This window comes from Streptomyces sp. NPDC058145 (assembly GCF_042884245.1).
In the GTDB taxonomy this organism is placed as follows: domain Bacteria; phylum Actinomycetota; class Actinomycetes; order Streptomycetales; family Streptomycetaceae; genus Streptomyces.
This window is the reverse complement of sequence record NZ_JBHVUH010000001.1, coordinates 48,482-67,567: the sequence shown is the minus strand read 5'-3', so window position 1 is coordinate 67,567 and position 19,086 is coordinate 48,482. Positions and strand designations below refer to the sequence as shown.

Sequence of the window (19,086 nt, the reverse complement as noted above, 5' to 3'; positions counted from 1 at the left end):
GGACCTGAACCCACCCTGAACGCGTCCGGTGTGGCAGGTCAGGCCGCGTGTCGAACGGCAGGCTCAGGCTCGGTGACGTCCTTGCGCGTCACGCTCAGGTGGACGACCACCGACCGTGCCACCGAACGCCTGAACGCATCCTGACCGCTCGCACGGCACCGCGCGCACCGGCGCCTGTCCACGAGTCGTTCCACGCGCACAGCGCCGGGTCGTAGTACCCCGGTACCACCTGCCGTGCGGGCTTCGGTCCCCGGTACCACCGAATTCGGACATCTCGGTCCTAGCGTTGCGGAGGAGGCGTCGGGCGGGCCGGGCGCCGCAGCCCCCGAACGAGGGAGAACGCGAATGATCGACGCAGAGCAGCTCACCAAGAGGTACGGGGAGAAGACAGCCGTCGACGGTCTGGGCTTCACGGTGAGACCGGGGACGGTGACCGGCTTCCTGGGGCCCAACGGCGCGGGCAAGTCCACGACGATGCGCATGATCGTCGGGCTCGACGCGCCGACGAGCGGCTCCGTCACGGTGAACGGACAGCGCTACGCCCACCACCGGGCGCCGCTGCAGGAGGTCGGGGCGCTGCTGGAGGCGAAGTCGGTCCACCCGGGCCGCTCGGCCCGCAACCACCTCAGGGCCCTCGCGCTCACCCATGGCATTCCGCGCCGCCGGGTCGACGAGGTCGTCGAACAGGCCGGTCTCGGCAGCGTCGCGAAGAAGCGGGCCGGAGCCTTCTCCCTCGGCATGGGACAGCGCCTGGGCATCGCCGCCGCGCTGCTGGGCGACCCGCAGACGGTGATGCTGGACGAGCCCGTCAACGGCCTGGACCCCGAGGGTGTGCGCTGGATCCGGAACCTGCTCACCTCCCTCGCGGCCGAGGGGCGCACGGTCTTCGTCTCCTCGCACCTGATGAGCGAGGTGTCGCTGGTGGCGGACCACCTGATCATCGTCGGACGCGGCCGGCTGCTGGCCGACACGACCGTGCGGGACCTGGTCCGCGAGGCGGGCGGCGACAGCGTGAAGGTCGCGACGGCCGACCCCACGCGGCTGCGGGACGTGCTGGCCGGTCCCGGCGTGGAGATCACCGGCCGTATCGGCTCCGAGGAGCTGCAGGTGACCGGGGTGTCCGCGCGCGAGATCGGGCTGAAGGCCGCCGAGCACGGGATCCCCCTGTTCGAGCTGACCTCGAAGGCGGTGTCGCTGGAGGAGGCATTCATGGAACTGACCCGGGACGCCGTGGAGTACCACGGCTCCACGACCGGCACCGAGACCTCCGGGAGCGCGGCATGAGCACCCTCACGGCAACACCCGAGACCCCCGAGACCGCTCCGGCCGCTCAGGGCCGGCCCGCCTACCGGGTGACCGGCCGCCGCGTGCTGTCCTCGGAGTGGGCCAAGCTCTGGTCCCTGCGCTCCACCTGGATCACCCTCGGCCTGGGCCTGGTGTTCCTCGTCGCCTTCGGCGTCATCGCCGCGAGCCACTACAAGTCCGGTCTCGGCTCGGGCCGGCCCGTGGAGCGCGACTTCGCCGACGCGACGGCCGTGAGCCTGTCGCTGTTCGGCACGAACTTCGCCCAGTTGGCCCTCGGTGTGCTCGGCGTGCTGGTCACGGCGGGTGAGTACTCCACCGGGATGATCCGCTCGACCATGGCCGCGGTGCCGCGCCGGCTGCCCGTGCTGTGGTCCAAGGCGGCGGTGTACGGAGTGGTCGCCCTGGTGGTCGCGACCGTCGGCGCGTTCGTCGCCTTCCTCGTCGGCAGCCGGATCGTCTCCGGCACGCCCGCCGCCGTGAGCCTCGGCCACGCCGGCGTCGTACGCAGTCTGCTGGGCGCCGGGCTCTACCTCGGCCTGGTCGCCGTGATCGGCGCCGCTCTGGGCGCGCTGCTGCGGTCGGTGGCGGGTGGCATCTCGGTGCTCGTGGCCGCCCTCATGCTCGTACCAGGACTGGTCTCCCTGCTGCCCAGCTCGTGGCAGGGCGACATCAACCCCTATCTGCCGAGCCGCGCGGGCCAGTCGGTCTTCGCCCTGACCCACGACTCGACCACCCTGTCGCCGGGCGCCGGACTCCTCGTCTTCCTCGGCTGGACGGTCCTGGCGCTGGCCGGAGCGGCGTACCGGCTGTTGCGCAGCGACGTGTGAGCGCCGGCCGCATCATGGGCCGATGACCTCCGTGACCGCCGAGGATCTCAGTGGGATGGGGCCGCTGGTCGCCCGGCTCGGCCGGGCCGGCCAGCGGCTCCGGCACGCCGACCGGGCCCGTCCGTGGGTGCTGGACGCCGCGGTGGTGGTCCTGGTGTTCTCGCTGTTCTGCCTGCCGGACCTGCTGCACGCGATCGGCGGGGACGGCGACGGACCGCGCCGCTTCCGCGTGGCGTTCACCCGGTTGCCCGTGGCGGGCATGGCGGCCGTGCAGGCCGGGCTGGTGCTGCCGCTGCTGTGGCGACGCCGGGCACCCGCAGTCGCCTTCGGCGCCGTCACCGCCGTGTTCGTCCTCCAGTGGTCGCTCGGCGCCGCACTCCGTGCGGACGTCGCGCTCTTCGTCGGCCTGTACAGCCTGGCCCTGCACGGGCGGCTGCGGCAGCTGCCCTGGGCCTGTGCGGTCCTGGCGGGTGCGCTGGGCCTGGTCGCGGCGCGTGTCTCGGCGGCGGTGCCGGTCTCGGACGCGCTCTTCTTCCTGCTCAGCACGGCCACCGCGGCCCTCGCGCTCGGCCTGATGATCCGCATCCGGCGGGCCCAACTGGCCGGACTGCGGGACCGCGCGGCCCGGCTGGAGATCGAACGCGACCAGCGCGGCAGGCTGGCCGTCGCGGCCGAACGGGCGCGCGTGGCGCGCGAGATGCACGACATCGTCGGCCACAACCTGTCCGTCATCATCACACTCGCCGACGCGGGCTCCTACGCCACCGCCGCCTCCCCGGAGCGGGGGGAGGAGGCCCTGCGCCTCATCGGTGACACCGGCCGCCAGGCCCTGAGCGAACTGCGCCGGGTGCTCGGCGTGCTGCGCGAGGGGGACGGCCCGCGGGCCGGGCCCGAGCTGAGCCCGCAACCGGGTCTCGCGGACATCGACGCGCTGTGCGAGGGGGTGCGCGCCGCGGGCCTGGAGGTCGTCTACCGTACGGCCGGTGACGTCGACGCCCTGGACAGCGGGGTGCAGCTCACGGTCTACCGCATCGTGCAGGAGGCCCTGACGAACACCCTGAAGCACGCCGGGGCCGGTGCCCGTGCGAACCTGGCGATCGTCGTGGAGGACGCGCGGCTGACGATCTCCGTCCAGGACTCCGGTCCGCCCGCTCCGGCCGGTCGTCCCGGCTCGGCGAACGAGGAAGGACACGGACTGGTGGGCATGCGGGAACGAGCGGCTCTCTACGGCGGACACGTCAGCGCGGGTCCCCTGGGCCCGGGATGGACGGTGCGCGCCGCCCTCGACCTCGCTCCCGAGGGCGGTGCCGCCGGGTGACCACCGTGCTCGTCGTGGACGACCAGCCGCTCCAGCGGTACGGCTTCCGGATGCTGCTGGACTCCGTGCCCGGGACGGAGGTGGTCGGCGAGGCCGCGCACGGGACCGAGGCCGTGCGCAAGGCCGCCGAACTGCGCCCCGACGTCGTCCTGATGGACGTACGCATGCCGGGCATGGACGGCATCGAGGCCACGCGCCGTATCGTCGCCACCGGCGGCCGTTCCCGGGTCCTCGTCCTGACCACCTTCGATCTCGACGAGCACGTGCACGCGGCCCTGCGCGCCGGGGCCAGCGGCTTCCTGCTCAAGGACGCCCGCCCCGAGGAACTCCTCGCGGGCATCCGTGCCGTGGCCGTCGGCGACGCGGTGATCGCCCCCGCGCTCACCCGCCGCCTGCTGCACGAGTTCGCCCGTCTCGTGCCACCCGGCGGCGACGGCTCCGACGGGAATCCGCGCCTGAGTGCCCTCACCGACCGCGAGCGCGAGATCCTCGTCGCCATCGGCAAGGGCTGGACCAACAGCGAGATCGCCGCGCGTTTCGTGCTGTCGGAGTCCACGGTGAAGACGCACGTCGGCCGTGTCCTGTCCAAGATCGGCGCCCGGGACCGCATCCAGGCGGTGATCTTCGCCTACGACCACGGCCTGGCCCGGCCCCATGGCGGCTAGTGCTGCGACCGGTAAGGTTCACCGGCTCGCGATGCCCGGCAAACCCTTCCGGCCACGGCACTAGGCCTCGGGCCGGCCGGCACGGTCCGGGGTGAAGCCGAGCGGCTTCATACGGCGGATGACCATCAGGCGGGAGACGTCGGCCTCGGTGTAGAGCCGGAAACCGCCCTGGGAGTGGACCAAGTACGCCCAGCGCGGCAAGACCGTCGAGATCGTCGGGCTGAACGAGCCCAGCTCCCGGATCCACGAGACCCTCAGCGGGGAACTCGCCGGCAGCCACTGACCGGCACCGGCCGGGCGGGGGCCTTCCGCGCTCATCCGTCCGGGGTACCCGCCGTCGCGCCCGCGTGTGTCCGCGACCGGCGGCGGGTGAGTGTGCGCACCGTGGGACCTACGGAACTGGGATCACGGTGAGGACAGATGATCGTATCGGTGGTGTCGATGCCCGGAGGGGCCACCACGCGTACGGGCCTGGCGGAGGCACGCGAACTCCTGGCCGCCCCCGGCTTCCTGCTGGTGGACGTCCAGCTTGCGCACGAGTCGGCCGCCGACGGGGGCGTGATCGTCGGCGGGCTCGGCCTGGAGTCCGAGTGTCCGCCCTGGTTCGGCAGGGCGGAGGAGCCGGTGCGGGCCCAGTTCCTCGGCGACCGGGCCGGCTTCGTCGTGCCCGTCGTCCAGGGCGGCCGGGTCGTCCACGTCCATGTCATGGCGACGGAACGGCACCTGGTCACCCTCCACCGGGGACCGGCCCGGCCGCTGGAGAGCCTCGTCGCCCGGCTCGGCGAGGAGAACCCGGCCGACACCGCGGCCGTGCTGTTCCTGCTGCTGCAGGAGGCCCTGGACACGTTCCGCCGGGCCGCGGTGGCGGACCTGCTGGTGGTGGAGGACCTCGAGGACGAGATGTTCGACCGGCGGCGCCCCGACCAGGTCTACCGCCTGGCGCGGCTGCGGCGGCGCGCCGCGCTTCTGCACCACTTCCTGCTGCCCTACCTCCAGGCGACGGACGAGGTGATCATGCGCAGGATGCTCAACCGGGACTTCCCCGAGGAGCGCCAGCACCTCGCCCGGGAGTTCCAGCACACCGGCCGCCTGGTGCTCGCCGACATCCAGTCGCTGCAGGAGGCCACCCGGCGCGCCTTCGCCAGCTACTCCTCGCTGGTGTCGGGCGAGCAGAACGGGGTGATCAACCGGCTCGCCATCGTGTCCACGATCTTCCTGCCGCTGACGTTCCTGACCGGCTACTTCGGGATGAACTTCAGCTATCTCACGGACGAGATGGAGAGCAGGGCCGTGTTCTGGCTGCTCGCCGTGGCACTGCAGGTGGTGGTCCTGGGCGGCGCCCTGTACGTGCTGCACCGCACCCACATCTGGCGCAGGCTGCGTGACGACGAGGGGCTGCAGGACCCGTGAGTGCGGTGTCCGGGTCCGCCCGGGCGTCGGCCGGGGACAGTGGGGGTCATTCGGGGGCGAAGGAGAAGCTGCGCCACGGTCCGGTGGACCTGACCACCACGTCCGAGCCCTGCATGTTCAGGTAGATGCTCTCCTTGCCCTTCGGCGCGGTGCAGTCGGGTGTCTTGTACAGCAGGATGCTGTTCTGCGTGAAGTTGTCGACGCGGGTGACGTCCGCCCGGAAACGGTGGCACCCCCCGATCGACGGGTTCGTGAAGGACTGCACCGGTCTGACGCCGTTGTGCCCGGTGACCGTGCCGGCCGCCTGATCCTGACAGGCGGCCAGCCCCACTCCGGACAACGCGACGCAGGCGAGCGCGGCCAGCGGACGTGAAACACGCATCGGTCCTCCTGTGTGTACGGAGGCGTGTACGGAGAGCCGGCTGGAAGGTGGTCCCGCCCCACCACCACTATCCGCCAGAGCGGGCGGACCCGCCTGACGAGTGCGGCCGCCATGGGCGAGCGCGGCCGTCGAGGGGCCGCGCGGCACTTCGCCTGGTGCCGGGCGATAGTGGTGAGGTACCGGCAGTTCCCCACCGCGCCCCCGAGGAGGCCCCGTTGGCCGGACCGGACGGGGGTGCGCGGGTGGTGGTCGTGATGGGCGTGTCCGCGTCCGGGAAGTCCACCGTCGGAGCACGGCTCGCGCAGCGGCTCGGCGTGCCGTTCCTGGAGGGCGACGACCTGCACCCCGCCGCGAACCGCGCCAAGATGGCGTCGGGGCACCCCCTCGACGACGCCGACCGGCGACCCTGGCTGGCGGCGCTCACGGAGTGGGTCCGTGTCACCGCGTCGAGCGGGCACGGGGGTGTCGCCTCCTGTTCCGCGCTCAAGCGCGCGTACCGCGACCAGTTCCGGCGTACCGGAGCGGACGTGTGGTTCGTGTATCTGGCGCTCGACCGTGAGGTGGCCGCGGAACGCATCGCGCGCCGCAAGGGGCACTTCATGCCGCCGGCACTGCTCGACAGCCAGTACGCCACCCTCGATCCGCTGCACGCCGACGAGCCGGGCGTCACCATCGACGCGTCCGGCGGCACGGCCCAGGTCGTGCGGGCCGCGCTGCGTTCCGTGTGCGGGCCGGACCGCTAGCGGGCGCCTCCCAGGAGGGTTCGGATGGATCTGATCCACTTCCGCATGGTGATGCCGCCGTCGCTCACCCCGCCGGTCGTCGGCCTGCTCGCCTCGCACGAGCGCGTCCTCAACCTCGTGGTGGTGCGGGCGGCGCGCGTTCCGGACGGTGACGCGGTCGAGTGCGACGTGGCGAAGGGCGCCGCCAACGGGGTGCTGGAAGACCTGCGCGGGCTCGGCGTGGACCGCGCGGGGGCGATCGCCGCCGACGACGTCGACATGATGTTCTCGCGGCACGCCGACCGGCTGGAGGCCGAGCAGCCGGGCGCGCTCGTCCAGGCGCCCCTGTGGGCGTCGGTCGAGGCGCACATCCGGGCGGGCGGGACCTATCCCCCGTCCTTCTACCTGTTCCTGGTCATCGCCGGGATCATCGGCTCGGTCGGCATCATGACGAACTCGCAGATCCTGATCGTGGCGGCCATGGTGGTCGGCCCCGAGTACAACGCGATCACCAGCATCGCCCTCGGACTCGACCGCCGTAACCCCCGCCGGGTCCGGGAGGGTACGCGGGCCCTGACGGCCGGGTTCGTGCTGGCCATCGCGGTCACGCTCGGGTTCGCCGCGCTGACGCGGGCGTTCGGCATGCAGTCCACCGCCTTCGAGCTCGGGCTGCGGCCCGTCTCCCACCTCATCGACACACCGGACTTCTTCTCCGTCGCCGTGGCCGTGCTCGCGGGCGTCGTCGGCATCGTCTCGCTGGCCGAGGCACGCGGCAGCGCCCTGCTCGGTGTGTTCATCTCCGTGACCACGATCCCCGCCGCCTCGGACATCGCCGTCTCGCTCGCCTTCGCCGACTGGGGCCAGGCCCGGGGCTCGCTGCTGCAGCTGCTGCTCAACGTGGTCGTCCTGGTGGTCATCGGCGTCCTCACCCTGCGCCTGCAGCGCCGTCTGTGGCGCCGCGCGGCCCGCCGGGCCACCGCCCGCGGCCGGAGCGCGGGTGGGAGCGGTCCGTCCTAGGCTGATCGGGGGAGGGCCGTTCGGGTGAATCGCTTGCCGGAAGGGGTGCCCCGATGAACGACTATCCCCTGATCGAGAACCACGGTCTGCTCGGTGACCTGCAGACGGCGGCCCTGGTGACCACGGACGGAACGGTCGACTGGCTCTGCCTCCCCCGGTTCGACTCGCCCAGCGTCTTCGGCGCCCTGCTCGACAAGGACAGGGGCGGCCACTGCACGGTGCGGCCGGCGCACGCGATGTACGCGACCAAGCAGCTCTACCTCCCCGACACGGCGATCCTGGTGACCCGGTTCATGACCGAGGCGGGCGCGGGGGAGGTCCTGGACTTCATGCCGGTCACCGGGAGGGCGGCCACGGACTGCCACCGGCTGGTCCGCCTGGTGCGCTGTGTACGGGGCGCCATGACGTTCGACGTCGAGATCGCTCCGCGGTTCGACTACGGCAGGACGGCCCACCGGCTGCACATCACCGAGCACGGCGCCCTGTTCGCGGCGGAGGACGGCGCGGTACTCACCGTGCATCCCATCCGCGAGCCGGAGGACGAGCGGCTGGTGGACATCCTCACGGACCGGGGGAACGACCTGCACTTCACGCTGACCCTGGAGGCGGGCCGGCAGCGCGGTCTGATGCTGGAGTCGGCCGCCGACGGACCGCCGAGGCAGATCCGGCTCGCGCAGTACGAGGAGTTGTTCGACGAGACCATCAGGTTCTGGCGCTCCTGGCTGGGCCAGTCGCAGTACTCGGGGCGCTGGCGGGAGACGGTGGAGCGCTCGGCGATCACGCTGAAGCTCATGACGTACGCCCCTAGCGGTGCGCTGGTGGCCGCCCCGACGACGGCGCTCCCCGAGCAACTGGGCGGCGAACGCAACTGGGACTACCGGTTCACCTGGATCCGTGACGCCTCCTTCTCCGTGTACGCCCTGCTGGGGCTGGGGTTCACCGAGGAGGCGAAGGCGTTCATCAACTGGCTGGACGACCGGGTGAGGCAACGGGCCGGCAGCGACGGGGACTCGGGCCCGCTCAACATCATGTACCGGGTCGACGGGTCCTCCGACCTGAAGGAGGAGCTGCTCGAGCACTGGGAGGGCTACGCCCGTTCCGCCCCGGTACGGATCGGCAACGGCGCCGCGGCCCAGCTCCAGCTGGACATCTACGGCGAGGCGCTGGACAGCATCCACTTCGCGCACCGGCACGGGATCAGGCTGGGGCACGAGGGCTGGACCGCGCTGCTGACCAACCTCGACTGGCTGGTCGACCACTGGGACCAGGCGGGAGAGGGCCTGTGGGAGACGCGCGGCGGCCGCCGGGACTTCACCTACGGCCGTGTCATGTCGTGGGTGGCGTTCGACCGCGCGCTGCGGCTCGCCGAGTCGCACGGCCGGCCGGGCGCGACCGCACGCTGGCGCGGCGAACGCGACGCGATCTACGAGCAGGTCATGAGCAGGGGATGGAGCGAGGAACGCCGGGCCTTCGTGCAGCACTACGGCAGCGACGTCCTCGACTCCTCGCTGCTGCGCATGTCGACGGTCGGATTCATCACCCCCGAGGACCCGCTGTGGACGTCGGCGCTCGACGCGATGGAGCAGGAACTGGTGAGCGACAGCCTGGTCTACCGCTACAACCCCGAGGCCTCGCCGGACGGCCTGCACGGCTCGGAGGGCACCTTCTCGCTGTGCACCTTCATGTACGTCGACGCGCTGGCGCGGGCCGGACGCACCAACCGGGCCCGGCTGGTGTTCGAGAAGATGATGGGGTACGCCAACCATCTGGGCCTGTACTCGGAGGAGATCGATCCGACGGGCCGTCAACTGGGCAACTTCCCGCAGGCTTTCACCCATCTCGCCCTCATCGACGCGGCACTGACCCTGAACGACGCCCTGACGTCCCGATAGCCGAGCGCGGGGTCAGCCCGGCGGTGGCGCGGGGCCGAGGAGCACCAGTGTGTCGTCCGGTGCCGCGCCGGGGGACGGCACGGCACCGGTGACGGGCTCCAGTCCGCCGCCCGGCCGTACGACGAACAGGGCGTCGTACCCGGGCGGGCGGGGCGCGGACGCCGGCTGAACGTGGAAGCGGGCGCCCCGCTCGTGGCGGTCGGCGACGGCGTGCCTGACCAGCCGCCCGCCGAAGAGGGTGTGACCCGCCGTGTAGGGGGCGACCACGCCCTCGCTGCCGGGCGGCGGGCCGACCCGGTAGACCGGGCCCTCGACGCTGTCCGCCATGACGATCGAGGCGAGCGCGTTGAAGTCGTCGTCGGCCGTGAGCAGGAAGACCGAGGTGACGCCCTCCAGCCGGGCCCGCGGGTCGGTGGCCGTGGCCATCAGCTCCCCGGTGACCAGGTCGATCCCCGCCGCCTCGATCCGCTCGCGCTCGTGCGCGCCGCCCGCCCACATCAGCACGTCGGCACCGGCGGCGCGCAGCGTCCGGGCGAGATCGACGACCCACGGATCGCCGCCCACCAGCAGCGGCCGCGCCCGCGCCGGGCGGCTGACGCCGAGCCCGCGGGCGACGGGCTTCGCGGTGAGCGCGTAGACCAGGACGGTTCCCACGATCACCAGGAAGGTGACGGGGAGGATCTTCCCGGCGCCGCGCAGTCCCGCGGCGGTGAGCGAGGCGGAGAAGGTCGTGGCGGTGGACGCGGCCACGATGCCGCGCGGGGCCATCCAGCCGGTGAAGGCGCGTTCGCCCGCGGCGAGTTCCGTCCGGACGGTGGACAGCAGGGCCACCAGCGGCCTGACCACGAGCACGAGCAGGGCGACGAGCGCGAGCGTGGGCAGCAGCACCGGGACGACGGACTTCGGCGTCACGGTGGCCGAGATCGAGATGAACAGCAGGCCGGTGATCAGCTGCACGAGGGTCTCGAAGAACGGCCGGCGTGCGGGCATGTCGAGGCCGGGCAGGTTCGCGACGGTCAGCCCGGTGACGATCGCGGCGATGAGACCGGTGTCGTCGTAGGCCATGTCACAGCCCGCGGCCACCGCGACGACGGTGGCGAGCTGGGCCAGCGTGCCCAGTGTCTCGCCCAGCCGGAGCCGCCGGAGGGTGAACCAGAGCAGTGCGGCGCCGACCGCCCCGCCCACGAGTCCGAGGGTGATGCCGGCGAAGAACGCGCCGAACCGGAAGTGCCCGCTCCGGAGTCCGCCGGAGACGATGGAGTGGAAGACGACCGCGCCGAGGATGCCGCCGACGGGGTCGATCAGCGAGCCTTCCCACATCAGGACGCGGCGCACCCCGTCCGACGGCCGGACGTGCTCCAGCAGGGGCCCGACGACGGTCGGCCCGGACACCACGAGGATGACCCCGATCATGCTGGCCACGGCCACCGGCACCCCGAACAGGGCCGGCGCCGTGCCCGTGACGGTCCCCCAGGTGAGCGCCACGCCGAGCACCATCAGCCGGACGACGACCGCACGGGTCGCGCCCCTGAGGTGGCGCAGGTCGAGGCCCAGCCCGGCGTCGTACAGGATGATCGCCACGGACAGGGACACGAGCGGGGAGAACGCGGGGCCCAGGAGCAGGTCGGGGTGGATGTCGTCGGTCAGGGCCCCGGCGGCGAACCCGGCGGGCAGCAGCAGGATCAGGGCCGGGATCCGCAGCAGGCTCGCGAGGATCTGGCATCCGACGGCCAGGGCGACGGTCAGCCCGAGGCCCAGCAGGATGCCGTCCTCGCTCACCCGGCTCCCGTCCCCGGGCGCGGGCCGGCCACCGGGTCAGCCCTCGTCACCGGTGCCGGCGCCGCGCAGGTCGGCCTCGGTGAGACTCTCCAGCTCGCCTTGGGTGTCCAGCCAGTACAGCAGCGCGACCGCGGGGACCACGAGCACGAGGGCGACGAGGGTGACGAGGCCCAGCCAGCGCAGTGTGGTGTGCGCGCCCGCGCCCTCTGCGACGGTCAGCGAGGTCGGTACGAGGTAGGGCCGCTGCGCCATGCCCCAGGCGAGGATGGCCGAGGCGACCGTGCCGACCGCCGTGACCCGGGACCAGGCCCCGGACGGACGCGTCAGCAGCCATCCGGTGGCCACGGTGCCCAGTGCCGCGACGACGACGAAGAACAGGCCGACACCGTGCGTGAGCCCGTGCCACACGTGCGGGGCGTCCCCGTGGGTGACGACCAGGGTGATCACGGCGAGCACGGCGAGGGCGGCCAGGGCGCCCAGTGCCCGCCGCCGGAAGTAGCCGTCCAGGTCCGGCACGGCGAAGCGCCGGGCGTCCGCGGCGAGGAAGACGGCGCCGAGCGACGCCGTGGCCGCGATGGCGAGCAGCCCGAACAGCAGTGAGGTGGGGTTGGCCCAGGCGTCCGTCGACGCGGTCGTGGTCGAGGTCACCCGGCCCGAGGCGACTCCCCCGGCGGCGGCGCCCAGGAAGAACGGCGTCAGGAGCGAGGCGACGGCGAACAGGGCCCCGTACAGGCGCCGCCCGGCCAGCCTGCGGACCTGTTTGCGCAGGGCGAAGCCGGCGCCGCGCAGCACGGTGCCCACGGCGGCCAGCGCCAGCGGCAGCCACATCGTGACGAACACCTGCTGGAAGAAGACGGGGAACCCCGTCCACATGATGACCAGCACGAAGATGAGCCAGACGTTGTTGACCTCCCAGACGGGAGCCATCGCGTGGTCGATCAGCCGGCGCGGGCGCTTGCCGCGCTCGGCTCCGCCCGCCGTCAGGTCCCAGAAGCCGGCACCGTAGTCGGTGCCGCCACCGCAGGCGTAGGCCGCCACGGCGAGCAGCAGGACGACGGCGATGACCCCGGCGATCACAGGAACCTCCCGGCGGAACGCGGCCCGTACGGTGTGTCGGTCTCCGGTGTCTCCGGCGGCGGGCCGCCCGTGGCGTCCGCCTTCCGCCAGCGGGAGCGCATCTTCAGCAGGACCACCAGGAACGATCCAAAGACGAAGACGTACACCACGATCACCAGGCCGAACATGAGCCACAGGCCGCCGGCGCGGGTCGATGTCACCGCCTCGGCGACGCGCATGTTCTGGTACACGATCCAGGGCTGGCGGCCCACCTCGGTGGTGATCCAGCCGCATTCGACCGCGGCGACGGAGGCCACGCCCGCGCACGCGGCGACGCGGTAGAACCACGGGGAGGCCGGCAGCCGGCGCCGGCGCAGCCACACGACGGCGTACCAGAGGGCGAGCAGGATCAGCAGCGAACCGATGAAGACCATGGTGTCGAACGCGAAGTGGGCGATGGTGGCCTCGGCGGCCGTCGGCCGGTCACTGGCCGGCACCGACGTGAGACCGGTGACCTTCGTGTCCGGCCGGAAGCCGGCGAGGATCGAGTCGAGCTGGGGGATCCTGATGCCGCCGGAGATGCTGCCGTTGGGGTGCAGCCGGCCGTAGAGGTACTCCGGCTGGTGCGTGTCGGTCTTCCAGACGATCTCCATGGCGGCGAACTTCACCGGCTGCTTGTGGAAGACCTGCCGGGCGATGGAGTCACCGAGCACGAACTGCACCGGGGTGAAGACGGCGGCGAGCGTGAAGGGGACCGTGAAGCCGAGCCGGTGGTAGCGGTCCCGCCGGCCGCGGAGCCATCCGGTCGCGTAGACACCGGCCACGACGTAGCCGGCCGTCACGAACATCGCGACGACGAAGTGCCAGTACTGCGGGCCGAACATGGGCGTGAAGATCGCCTTCCAGATGCTCACGTCCACGGGGTTGCCGGCGGAGTCGAGGGTGAAGCCGCGCGGGGTGTTCATCCAGGAGTTCGCGGCCAGGATGCCGAAGGCGCCGAGCAGGGCGGCGAAGGGCAGCGGCAGTCCGAGCAGGAAGTGGGTGCGGGCGGGCAGCCTGCGCCAGCCGTACAGGTAGACGGCGATGAGCACGGCCTCCAGGAAGAAGGCCCAGGCCTCCACGCCGAACCCGATGCCGAAGACATCGCCCCACCGGCCGAGCATGCCCGGCCAGAGCAGCCCGAACTCGAAGGACAGCACGGTGCCGGTGACGACCCCGATGGCGAACTGCACCGCCATGACGGCCGACCAGCGCCGGGCCAGCAGCAGCGCGGTCGCGTCGTTCCGGCGCAGACCGTAGCCGTGCATGATGAGCGTGATCAGCGGGAGTGCGACGCCCAGCGGCACCAGGATGATGTGGGAGGCCAGGGTGAAGGCCATCATCGAGCGGGCGGGGAGGGTCTGCGGGGGCACGTCCGCCAGGGACAGGACCGTGTGCATGTACGCCTTTCCGGGGGCCGACGCGGGTGAGGCGGGTCAGCCGCCGGTGGCGAAGCCCGGGAACAGGGTCATGCCGCCGTCGACGTACAGCGTGGTCCCGACGACGTAGTCCATGAGGTCGGAGGCGAGGCCCACGACGGCGTTGGCGATGTCCTCGGGGTCGCCGACCCGGTCGTAGGGGATCAGCCGCAGGAGGTCCTGCTGTGCCTCGGGGGTCTCCCAGGCGCCGCGGTTGATGGGGGTCTTGATGGCTCCCGGGGCGACCGCGTTCACGCGGATCTTCTTCGGGGCGAGTTCCTGCGCGAGGGTCGCCATCATCATCTGCACGCCGCCCTTGGAGGAGGCGTAGTTGACGTGCCCGGACCACGGGATGAGCTGGTGCACCGAACTCATGCAGATGATCTTCCCGGCCGCCTGGGACACCTCCGGGACCACTCCGCGGCGCAGGAACTCCTTGGTCGCCTCGCGGGCGCAGAGGAACTGCCCGGTGAGGTTGACGTCGAGGACTTTCTGCCACTGGGCGAGGGTCATGTCGGTGAGGGGGGCGTCCCGTTGCAGTCCCGCGTTGGCGACCAGGATGTCGATCGTGCCGAACTCCTGGACCATCCGGTCCAGCATGGCGACGACCTGGTCCTCCTTGGAGACGTCCGCCTCGTACGCGGCGGCCTTGACCCCGAAGGCGGTGATCTCCTCGACCACCTGCTCGGCCTCCTTGCGGCCGGCCACGTAGTTCACCACGACGTCGGCCCCGGCCCGGCCCAGGGCGACGGCCGTCGCCCTGCCGATTCCGGAGTTCGCGCCGGTGACCAGCGCCTTCTGGCCCTTCAGCAGATGTGCGGGGATCACGTCCCGCGGTGCGCCCTCGGTGGAACTCACGATGCCCTGCTCCTTGCCTGGGTGTCCGGACCGGCCGGGCCGTGGGCCCGGAGCTGCCCTGCCAGCCAAGCACCGTTGCGCGCGACCGGCTTTCCGGAGCGGACGGCGTTGCGCTGCGCGGCTGAGGATCTTCGCCCGCTCGGACGCCTGGCGCGGGCGGTGGGTCAGCCCAGCCGCTCCAGCAGGTGGTCGCCCACCCGGAGGGCGTTCGCCATGGCCGTCAGGGACGGGTTGACCGCCCCGATGCTCGGGAAGAAGCTCGTGTCGACGACGTACAGGTTGTCCAGGTCGTGGGCCTTGCAGTGGAGGTCCAGCGCCGAGGACGCCGGGTCGGTGCCGAAGCGCACCGTGCCGGCCTGGTGGGCGGTGGCCCCGATCGGCATGCCCTTGTGCAGGTAGATGCTGCGGGACAGCAACCGGTGCTCGTGCATGCCGAGCCGGCCCAGCATGTGCTGCAGCTTGTGCCGCAGGTGCTTCAGGCCGGCGACGTTGTTGGACTCGTCGAGGGTGAGCCGGATCTGGCCGTCGCTCTCCAGGGTGACCCGGTTGTCCGGCAGCGGCAGGTCCTCGCCGCACAGCCAGAAGTCGACGGCGTGATGGGCCAGCACCTCGAAGGGCATGTCCGGCGACACCGCCCCGGCCCAGCGCGGGGCCTGGCCGTGGATCTGCTCGGCGTCGGACTTGCCGAGCATCTGGATCCCGCCCAGCGGGAACTCGAAGTCGTCCGCGCCCAGGTACCAGTCGTGCAGCGCGAGGGTCTTCTGGAACTGGGTGTCGTTCGGTTCCTTGGAGATGGCCATCAGCGCCAGGTTGTTGTGCCGCATGTAGTACCGGCCGACCACGTCCGAGCTGTTCGCCAGGCCGCGCGGGTGCCGGTCGTTCGCGGAAGCCAGCAGCAGGGCCGCGGAGTTGACGGCCCCGCAGGCCACGACCACCGCGTCGGCCGAGAACCGGGCCTCCTCCTCGCCCGACAGCCGGGCGACGACGGTGGTGACGCTGCGCCCGGTGGGGTCGGTCTCCAGCCTGGTCACCTGGGCGTTGGTGACCATCTCGACGTTGGGGTGGGCGAGGGCCGGCTCCACACAGATCACCTGGGCGTCGGACTTGGCGCGCACCAGGCAGGGGAAGCCGTCCACCCGGTTGCAGCGGATGCAGACGCTGGAGTGCGTGGCGCGGCCGTACTCGTCCTGGGTGAGGTTGACCCCGATCGGCAGATGGAAGGGGTGCAGTCCCTGCTTCTCCAAGTCGTTGCTCAACTGCTCGATGCGCGGCTCGTGTTCGACCGGCGGATGGGCGTACTGGGCGCTGCTCGGCCCTTCGAAGGGGTCCTCGCCGTGCCGGCCGTGCACCAGGTAGAGGTGCTCGGCCTGGGTGTAGTACGGCTCCAGGTCCTCGTAACCGATGGGCCAGGCGGGCGAGATGCCGTCGTGGTGGCGCAGTTCGCCGAAGTCCTCGGGGCGCAGCCGGAACAGGGCGGCGCCGTAGAACTTGGTGTTGCCGCCGACGTAGTAGTTGACCTCGGGCGGGAACTCGTCGCCGTTCCGGTCGAGCCAGAACTCCGGGGCCCGGTACTTGGCCTTGACGAACACGGCCGTGGAGTCCCAGTTGTCGCGCTCGCGCCGCAGGTAGTCACCACGTTCGAGGATGAGCACGCGTTTGCCGGAGGGGGCGAGACGGTGGGCGAGGGTGCCGCCGCCGGCACCGGTGCCGATGACGATGACGTCGTAGGAGTTGCGGGCGTCCACGGCAACCACCGTCCTCGCTCTTCGGTCCGCGGCCGTTGGGGCTTTTCCCCCTTCGAACGTACGCGCCCTACGGTGACGCGGCACGCGGAGCGGACACGCGCCGGGCGGCGGGTCACAGCACGGCGATCGGGTTCACCGGTGAGCCGGTCGCCGCGGGGAGCCGGAGCGGGGCGACCACGCACAGGAAGTGCCGGCGGCCGGTCTCGTCGCACGCCGTGGCCAGTTCCTCGAGGTCGAGGTAGTCCAGCAGGTGCAGGCCCATGGCGTTGACGGCGAGGACGTGCACGGGGAACGGGACTTCGGTCACCGCGCTGGGCGCCGCGTCGTTGTTGCCGTCCGAGCCCAGGACGGACACCTGCCGCTCGGCCAGGAAGCTCATGGCCTCCGGGTGCAGGCCCGCCCTGGCCCGGGTCACGTCCCAGGCACCGAGACTGCGGCGGCGCAGCCGGTGGCCCACCCGGACCAGCAGCAGATCGCCCGGCCCGACCCGCGCCGCCTGGGCGGTCTCGGCCGCGGCGAGGTCCTCGGCCGTGACCTGCTCGCCCGGTTCGAGCCACGGCACGCCGCGCAGGCGCGGGATGTCCAGCAGGACACCGCGGCCGACCAGGCCGTCGCGCACCAGGTCGAGGGTGAGCGCTCCGGCGCCGTCCGGGGTCACCGTGCTCGCCGGGACACCGCCGTACAGTTCTCCGTCGAAGATCACGTGGCACAGCGCGTCGAGGTGGCTGTCGACGTCACCGTGCACGTTCATGGCGAACCGGTCGCGGGCGAAGTGCAGCCCGGGTTCGTCCCGCTCCTGCCGGGCCGGCGCGGTCATCCGGTGGGTCGCGGGCTCCGGGCTGTCCGGAGCGGTCGCGGTCTCGACGGGCGCGGCCAGCGACACGGTGCGCCCGGACCGCACTCCGGCGGCGGCCGCCACCACCCGCTCGGCGGTGAGCCGGTCCAGCGCGCCCTGCCCCGGTACCGCCGCCTCCCGGGCCTGCTCCCGCAGCCGGCGGTACAGGTCCCGGAAGGCCGCTTCGGTCAGGGTGCCCGGTGTCGCCCGGCGCGCGGGGGCGGGCCGCTCGTGCGAGGTCATCGCGAACTCCTCTTCCGCGGCCCGGCATCGCGCTCGGTGCCGTCGTCCCAGGTGGCGGCGGGCCGGGCGTCCGGTGGGCCGGCCGGCCTGCCCACCGGCGGCACGGGGCGGCCGGGCGGCAGCAGCTCGGCCGTCACGAAGGCGACCACGGCGGCGAGGATCACCACGGGGATCATCGCGGCGCTGCCGAGCACCAGGACGACCAGCACCACGCTGCTGACCGGCAGCCGCAGCGCGGCCGCCGACGCGGCCGCCATGCCCGCCGCCATCCCGGGTACGACGCCGAAACCGGGCAGCGGGGCGAGCAGCACGCCCAGGGCGGCACCGAGGAACAGCGAGGGGAAGATGGGTCCGCCGCGCAGGCTGCCGAGACACAGCGCGTAGGCCAGGCCTTTGCACAGCAGCACGGCGACCAGGGCCCCGACGCCCCAGGTGTGCGGGTCGGCGGCCAGTTGGGCCAGGGTGGACTGGCCGGAGGAGGCCACGTCGGCCGGGGACCGGTCGACGGCCCGCGCGTACACCGCGGCACACGCTCCGGCGGCGAGGGCACACAGTGCCGTGTGGACGACCGGCCGGCCCGCGACGAAGATCGCGGCCAGGCGCCCGGTGGACAGCGTCAGGTGGACGGCGGCCGCGATGACGGCGGCCATCAGCACCGACCAGAGCACGTCCCCGGCGTCGAGCCGGGGGAAAGGGACGCCCAGCTTGAGCGAGAGGCTGCCGGTGGCGATCCCGGTCCAGTGGCCGAAGCCGGTGAACACCAGCGATCCGATCCCGCTGGACAGCAGGGCGGGCAACATGACGGCGAAGAGCTGCGGGCCGCCCACACCGGCCACCTCGATCAGGATCACGGCGCCGATCAGCGGGTTGCCGAAGATCGCGGACAGGGCGGCGGCGGCACCGGCCGCGCCGAGCAGGGCCATGCTCTGCGGGGTGCCCGGGGCCCGGGCCAGGTTCCTGAACCACAACGCGAGGCCGCCGCCGAGCGCGATCAGCGGGGCCTCCGGGCCGAGGGTGGCGCCGAGCGGCAGGCTTGCCACGGCCGCGAGGATCACCCCGGGCAGGGCGGCCGGGGCCATGCCCGCGGTGTGCAGGCCTCCGGCGGGGATGTGTCCGCCGGCGCCCGGCAGACGCGTGACGACGAGGCCCACGACGACACCGGCGATCGTCAGCAGCGGCAGGGGCCACCACCACGGGGGAAGGCTCCAGCCGAACCGGGCCGGCAGTCCGGCCCACAGCAGGTGCTCCAGTTCGTGGAGTCCGGCGAGGAAGAAGAAGGCGGCCAGCGAGACCGGGACGCCGATGACCGCCGACAGTACGAGTGCCTTCTGGTAGGGGCGGGAGCGCAGCAACCCGCGCAGCCGGTCGGCCTCTTCCGGCTGGGTGACGGCGGCGTGGGCGGTGGACGGATCCGGCGTCGTCACGGCACCGTTCCTCCCGTATCGGCCGGGGATGTCGCGCTCACGGACCCGTGCCCGGCAGCGCCCCCTCCCTCCCATTGCAGCACCCGCCCGCGGGCCCCGCACTCCCGGAGGCGCCGGGGGCGGGGGGCTTCGGAGTCCCGTTCGGGATGCA

16 protein-coding genes and 1 pseudogene are annotated in these 19,086 nt (G+C 72.5%); 8 read left to right on the top strand and 9 right to left on the bottom strand.

The genetic code is table 11. From position 1 onward, the window contains the following. Positions 1-345: 345 nt before the first annotated feature. The 4 genes from ACFVVO_RS00330 to ACFVVO_RS00315 are packed head-to-tail and all read left to right on the top strand — an operon-like array spanning position 346 to position 4,115. The gene (locus tag ACFVVO_RS00330) at positions 346-1,284 is read left to right on the top strand and encodes an ATP-binding cassette domain-containing protein (protein ID WP_390050760.1); all 939 of its coding nucleotides are present in this window, start codon (positions 346-348) and stop codon (positions 1,282-1,284) included. Next, complete coding sequence (locus ACFVVO_RS00325) at positions 1,281-2,132, top strand: ABC transporter permease (RefSeq protein ID WP_390050759.1); 852 nt, start codon at positions 1,281-1,283, stop codon at positions 2,130-2,132. The genes ACFVVO_RS00330 and ACFVVO_RS00325 overlap by 4 nt, the downstream gene beginning before the upstream one ends. Before the next feature lie 22 nt (positions 2,133-2,154). After that, positions 2,155-3,450 (top strand): histidine kinase, encoded by a 1,296-nt coding sequence (locus ACFVVO_RS00320; protein WP_390050758.1) that lies wholly within the window; start codon positions 2,155-2,157, stop codon positions 3,448-3,450. Next, positions 3,447-4,115, top strand: a complete 669-nt coding sequence (locus ACFVVO_RS00315; protein ID WP_390050757.1) for a response regulator — start codon at positions 3,447-3,449, stop codon at positions 4,113-4,115. The genes ACFVVO_RS00320 and ACFVVO_RS00315 overlap by 4 nt, the downstream gene beginning before the upstream one ends. 81 nt (positions 4,116-4,196) lie before the next feature. Here the strand turns inward: ACFVVO_RS00315 and ACFVVO_RS00310 are convergent. After that, positions 4,197-4,289 (bottom strand): annotated as a pseudogene (locus ACFVVO_RS00310) (MerR family transcriptional regulator); the annotation flags it as partial. A 246-nt stretch (positions 4,290-4,535) separates the two neighbouring features. Here ACFVVO_RS00310 and ACFVVO_RS00305 point away from each other — a divergent pair. Beyond that, the gene (locus ACFVVO_RS00305) at positions 4,536-5,525 is read left to right on the top strand and encodes a CorA family divalent cation transporter (RefSeq protein ID WP_390050756.1); all 990 of its coding nucleotides are present in this window, start codon (positions 4,536-4,538) and stop codon (positions 5,523-5,525) included. 46 nt (positions 5,526-5,571) lie between these two features. Here ACFVVO_RS00305 and ACFVVO_RS00300 read toward each other — a convergent pair whose 3' ends face one another. Beyond that, the gene (locus tag ACFVVO_RS00300; RefSeq protein WP_390050755.1) at positions 5,572-5,907 is read right to left on the bottom strand and encodes a hypothetical protein; all 336 of its coding nucleotides are present in this window, start codon (positions 5,905-5,907) and stop codon (positions 5,572-5,574) included. A 254-nt stretch (positions 5,908-6,161) separates the two neighbouring features. Between ACFVVO_RS00300 and ACFVVO_RS00295 the strand changes: the two genes are divergently transcribed. Genes ACFVVO_RS00295 through ACFVVO_RS00285 form a run of 3 tightly spaced genes read left to right on the top strand, consistent with a single transcriptional unit; the run spans position 6,162 to position 9,538 of the window. After that, positions 6,162-6,650 (top strand): gluconokinase, encoded by a 489-nt coding sequence (locus tag ACFVVO_RS00295; protein ID WP_390051533.1) that lies wholly within the window; start codon positions 6,162-6,164, stop codon positions 6,648-6,650. Positions 6,651-6,674: 24 nt separating this feature from the next. Next, entirely contained in the window at positions 6,675-7,646 is a 972-nt protein-coding gene (locus ACFVVO_RS00290; RefSeq protein ID WP_390050754.1) for a DUF389 domain-containing protein, read from the top strand. Positions 7,647-7,699: 53 nt separating this feature from the next. After that, the gene (locus tag ACFVVO_RS00285; protein WP_390050753.1) at positions 7,700-9,538 is read left to right on the top strand and encodes a glycoside hydrolase family 15 protein; all 1,839 of its coding nucleotides are present in this window, start codon (positions 7,700-7,702) and stop codon (positions 9,536-9,538) included. Between the two features lie 12 nt (positions 9,539-9,550). On the opposite strand, the gene ACFVVO_RS00280 is transcribed toward ACFVVO_RS00285, so the two are convergent. From ACFVVO_RS00280 to ACFVVO_RS00250, 7 genes are all read right to left on the bottom strand, one after another. Continuing rightward, a complete protein-coding gene (locus tag ACFVVO_RS00280; RefSeq protein ID WP_390050752.1) occupies positions 9,551-11,317 on the bottom strand; it encodes a cation:proton antiporter in 1,767 nt (588 codons plus the stop codon). 36 nt (positions 11,318-11,353) lie between these two features. Next, positions 11,354-12,394 (bottom strand): cytochrome d ubiquinol oxidase subunit II, encoded by a 1,041-nt coding sequence (locus tag ACFVVO_RS00275; protein ID WP_390050751.1) that lies wholly within the window; start codon positions 12,392-12,394, stop codon positions 11,354-11,356. Next, positions 12,391-13,812 carry a cytochrome ubiquinol oxidase subunit I gene (locus tag ACFVVO_RS00270; RefSeq protein ID WP_390050750.1) on the bottom strand — a complete coding sequence of 474 codons (1,422 nt, stop codon included), beginning with the start codon at positions 13,810-13,812 and terminating at the stop codon, positions 12,391-12,393. The genes ACFVVO_RS00275 and ACFVVO_RS00270 overlap by 4 nt, the downstream gene beginning before the upstream one ends. 36 nt (positions 13,813-13,848) lie before the next feature. Beyond that, positions 13,849-14,688, bottom strand: coding sequence for an SDR family oxidoreductase (locus ACFVVO_RS00265; protein ID WP_390050749.1), 840 nt, complete (start codon positions 14,686-14,688; stop codon positions 13,849-13,851). A 164-nt stretch (positions 14,689-14,852) separates the two neighbouring features. Next, positions 14,853-16,433 carry a GMC oxidoreductase gene (locus ACFVVO_RS00260; protein ID WP_390050748.1) on the bottom strand — a complete coding sequence of 527 codons (1,581 nt, stop codon included), beginning with the start codon at positions 16,431-16,433 and terminating at the stop codon, positions 14,853-14,855. Positions 16,434-16,545: 112 nt separating this feature from the next. Beyond that, positions 16,546-17,511 carry a cyclase family protein gene (locus ACFVVO_RS00255; RefSeq protein WP_390050747.1) on the bottom strand — a complete coding sequence of 322 codons (966 nt, stop codon included), beginning with the start codon at positions 17,509-17,511 and terminating at the stop codon, positions 16,546-16,548. After that, on the bottom strand, positions 17,508-18,935 hold the full coding sequence (locus tag ACFVVO_RS00250) for a chloride channel protein (protein ID WP_390050746.1): 1,428 nt from the start codon (positions 18,933-18,935) through the stop codon (positions 17,508-17,510). Before ACFVVO_RS00250 ends, ACFVVO_RS00255 begins: the two co-directional genes overlap by 4 nt. Positions 18,936-19,086: the final 151 nt, after the last annotated feature.

Coding starts and splice junctions, on each gene's coding strand:
- ACFVVO_RS00255 (WP_390050747.1), bottom strand. CDS start 17,511: ATGACCTCGCACGAGCGGCCCGCCCCCGCGCGCCGGGCGACACCGGGC.
- ACFVVO_RS00285 (WP_390050753.1), top strand. CDS start 7,700: ATGAACGACTATCCCCTGATCGAGAACCACGGTCTGCTCGGTGACCTG.
- ACFVVO_RS00325 (WP_390050759.1), top strand. CDS start 1,281: ATGAGCACCCTCACGGCAACACCCGAGACCCCCGAGACCGCTCCGGCC.
- ACFVVO_RS00290 (WP_390050754.1), top strand. CDS start 6,675: ATGGATCTGATCCACTTCCGCATGGTGATGCCGCCGTCGCTCACCCCG.
- ACFVVO_RS00330 (WP_390050760.1), top strand. CDS start 346: ATGATCGACGCAGAGCAGCTCACCAAGAGGTACGGGGAGAAGACAGCC.
- ACFVVO_RS00270 (WP_390050750.1), bottom strand. CDS start 13,812: ATGCACACGGTCCTGTCCCTGGCGGACGTGCCCCCGCAGACCCTCCCC.
- ACFVVO_RS00300 (WP_390050755.1), bottom strand. CDS start 5,907: ATGCGTGTTTCACGTCCGCTGGCCGCGCTCGCCTGCGTCGCGTTGTCC.
- ACFVVO_RS00305 (WP_390050756.1), top strand. CDS start 4,536: ATGATCGTATCGGTGGTGTCGATGCCCGGAGGGGCCACCACGCGTACG.
- ACFVVO_RS00295 (WP_390051533.1), top strand. CDS start 6,162: ATGGGCGTGTCCGCGTCCGGGAAGTCCACCGTCGGAGCACGGCTCGCG.
- ACFVVO_RS00320 (WP_390050758.1), top strand. CDS start 2,155: ATGACCTCCGTGACCGCCGAGGATCTCAGTGGGATGGGGCCGCTGGTC.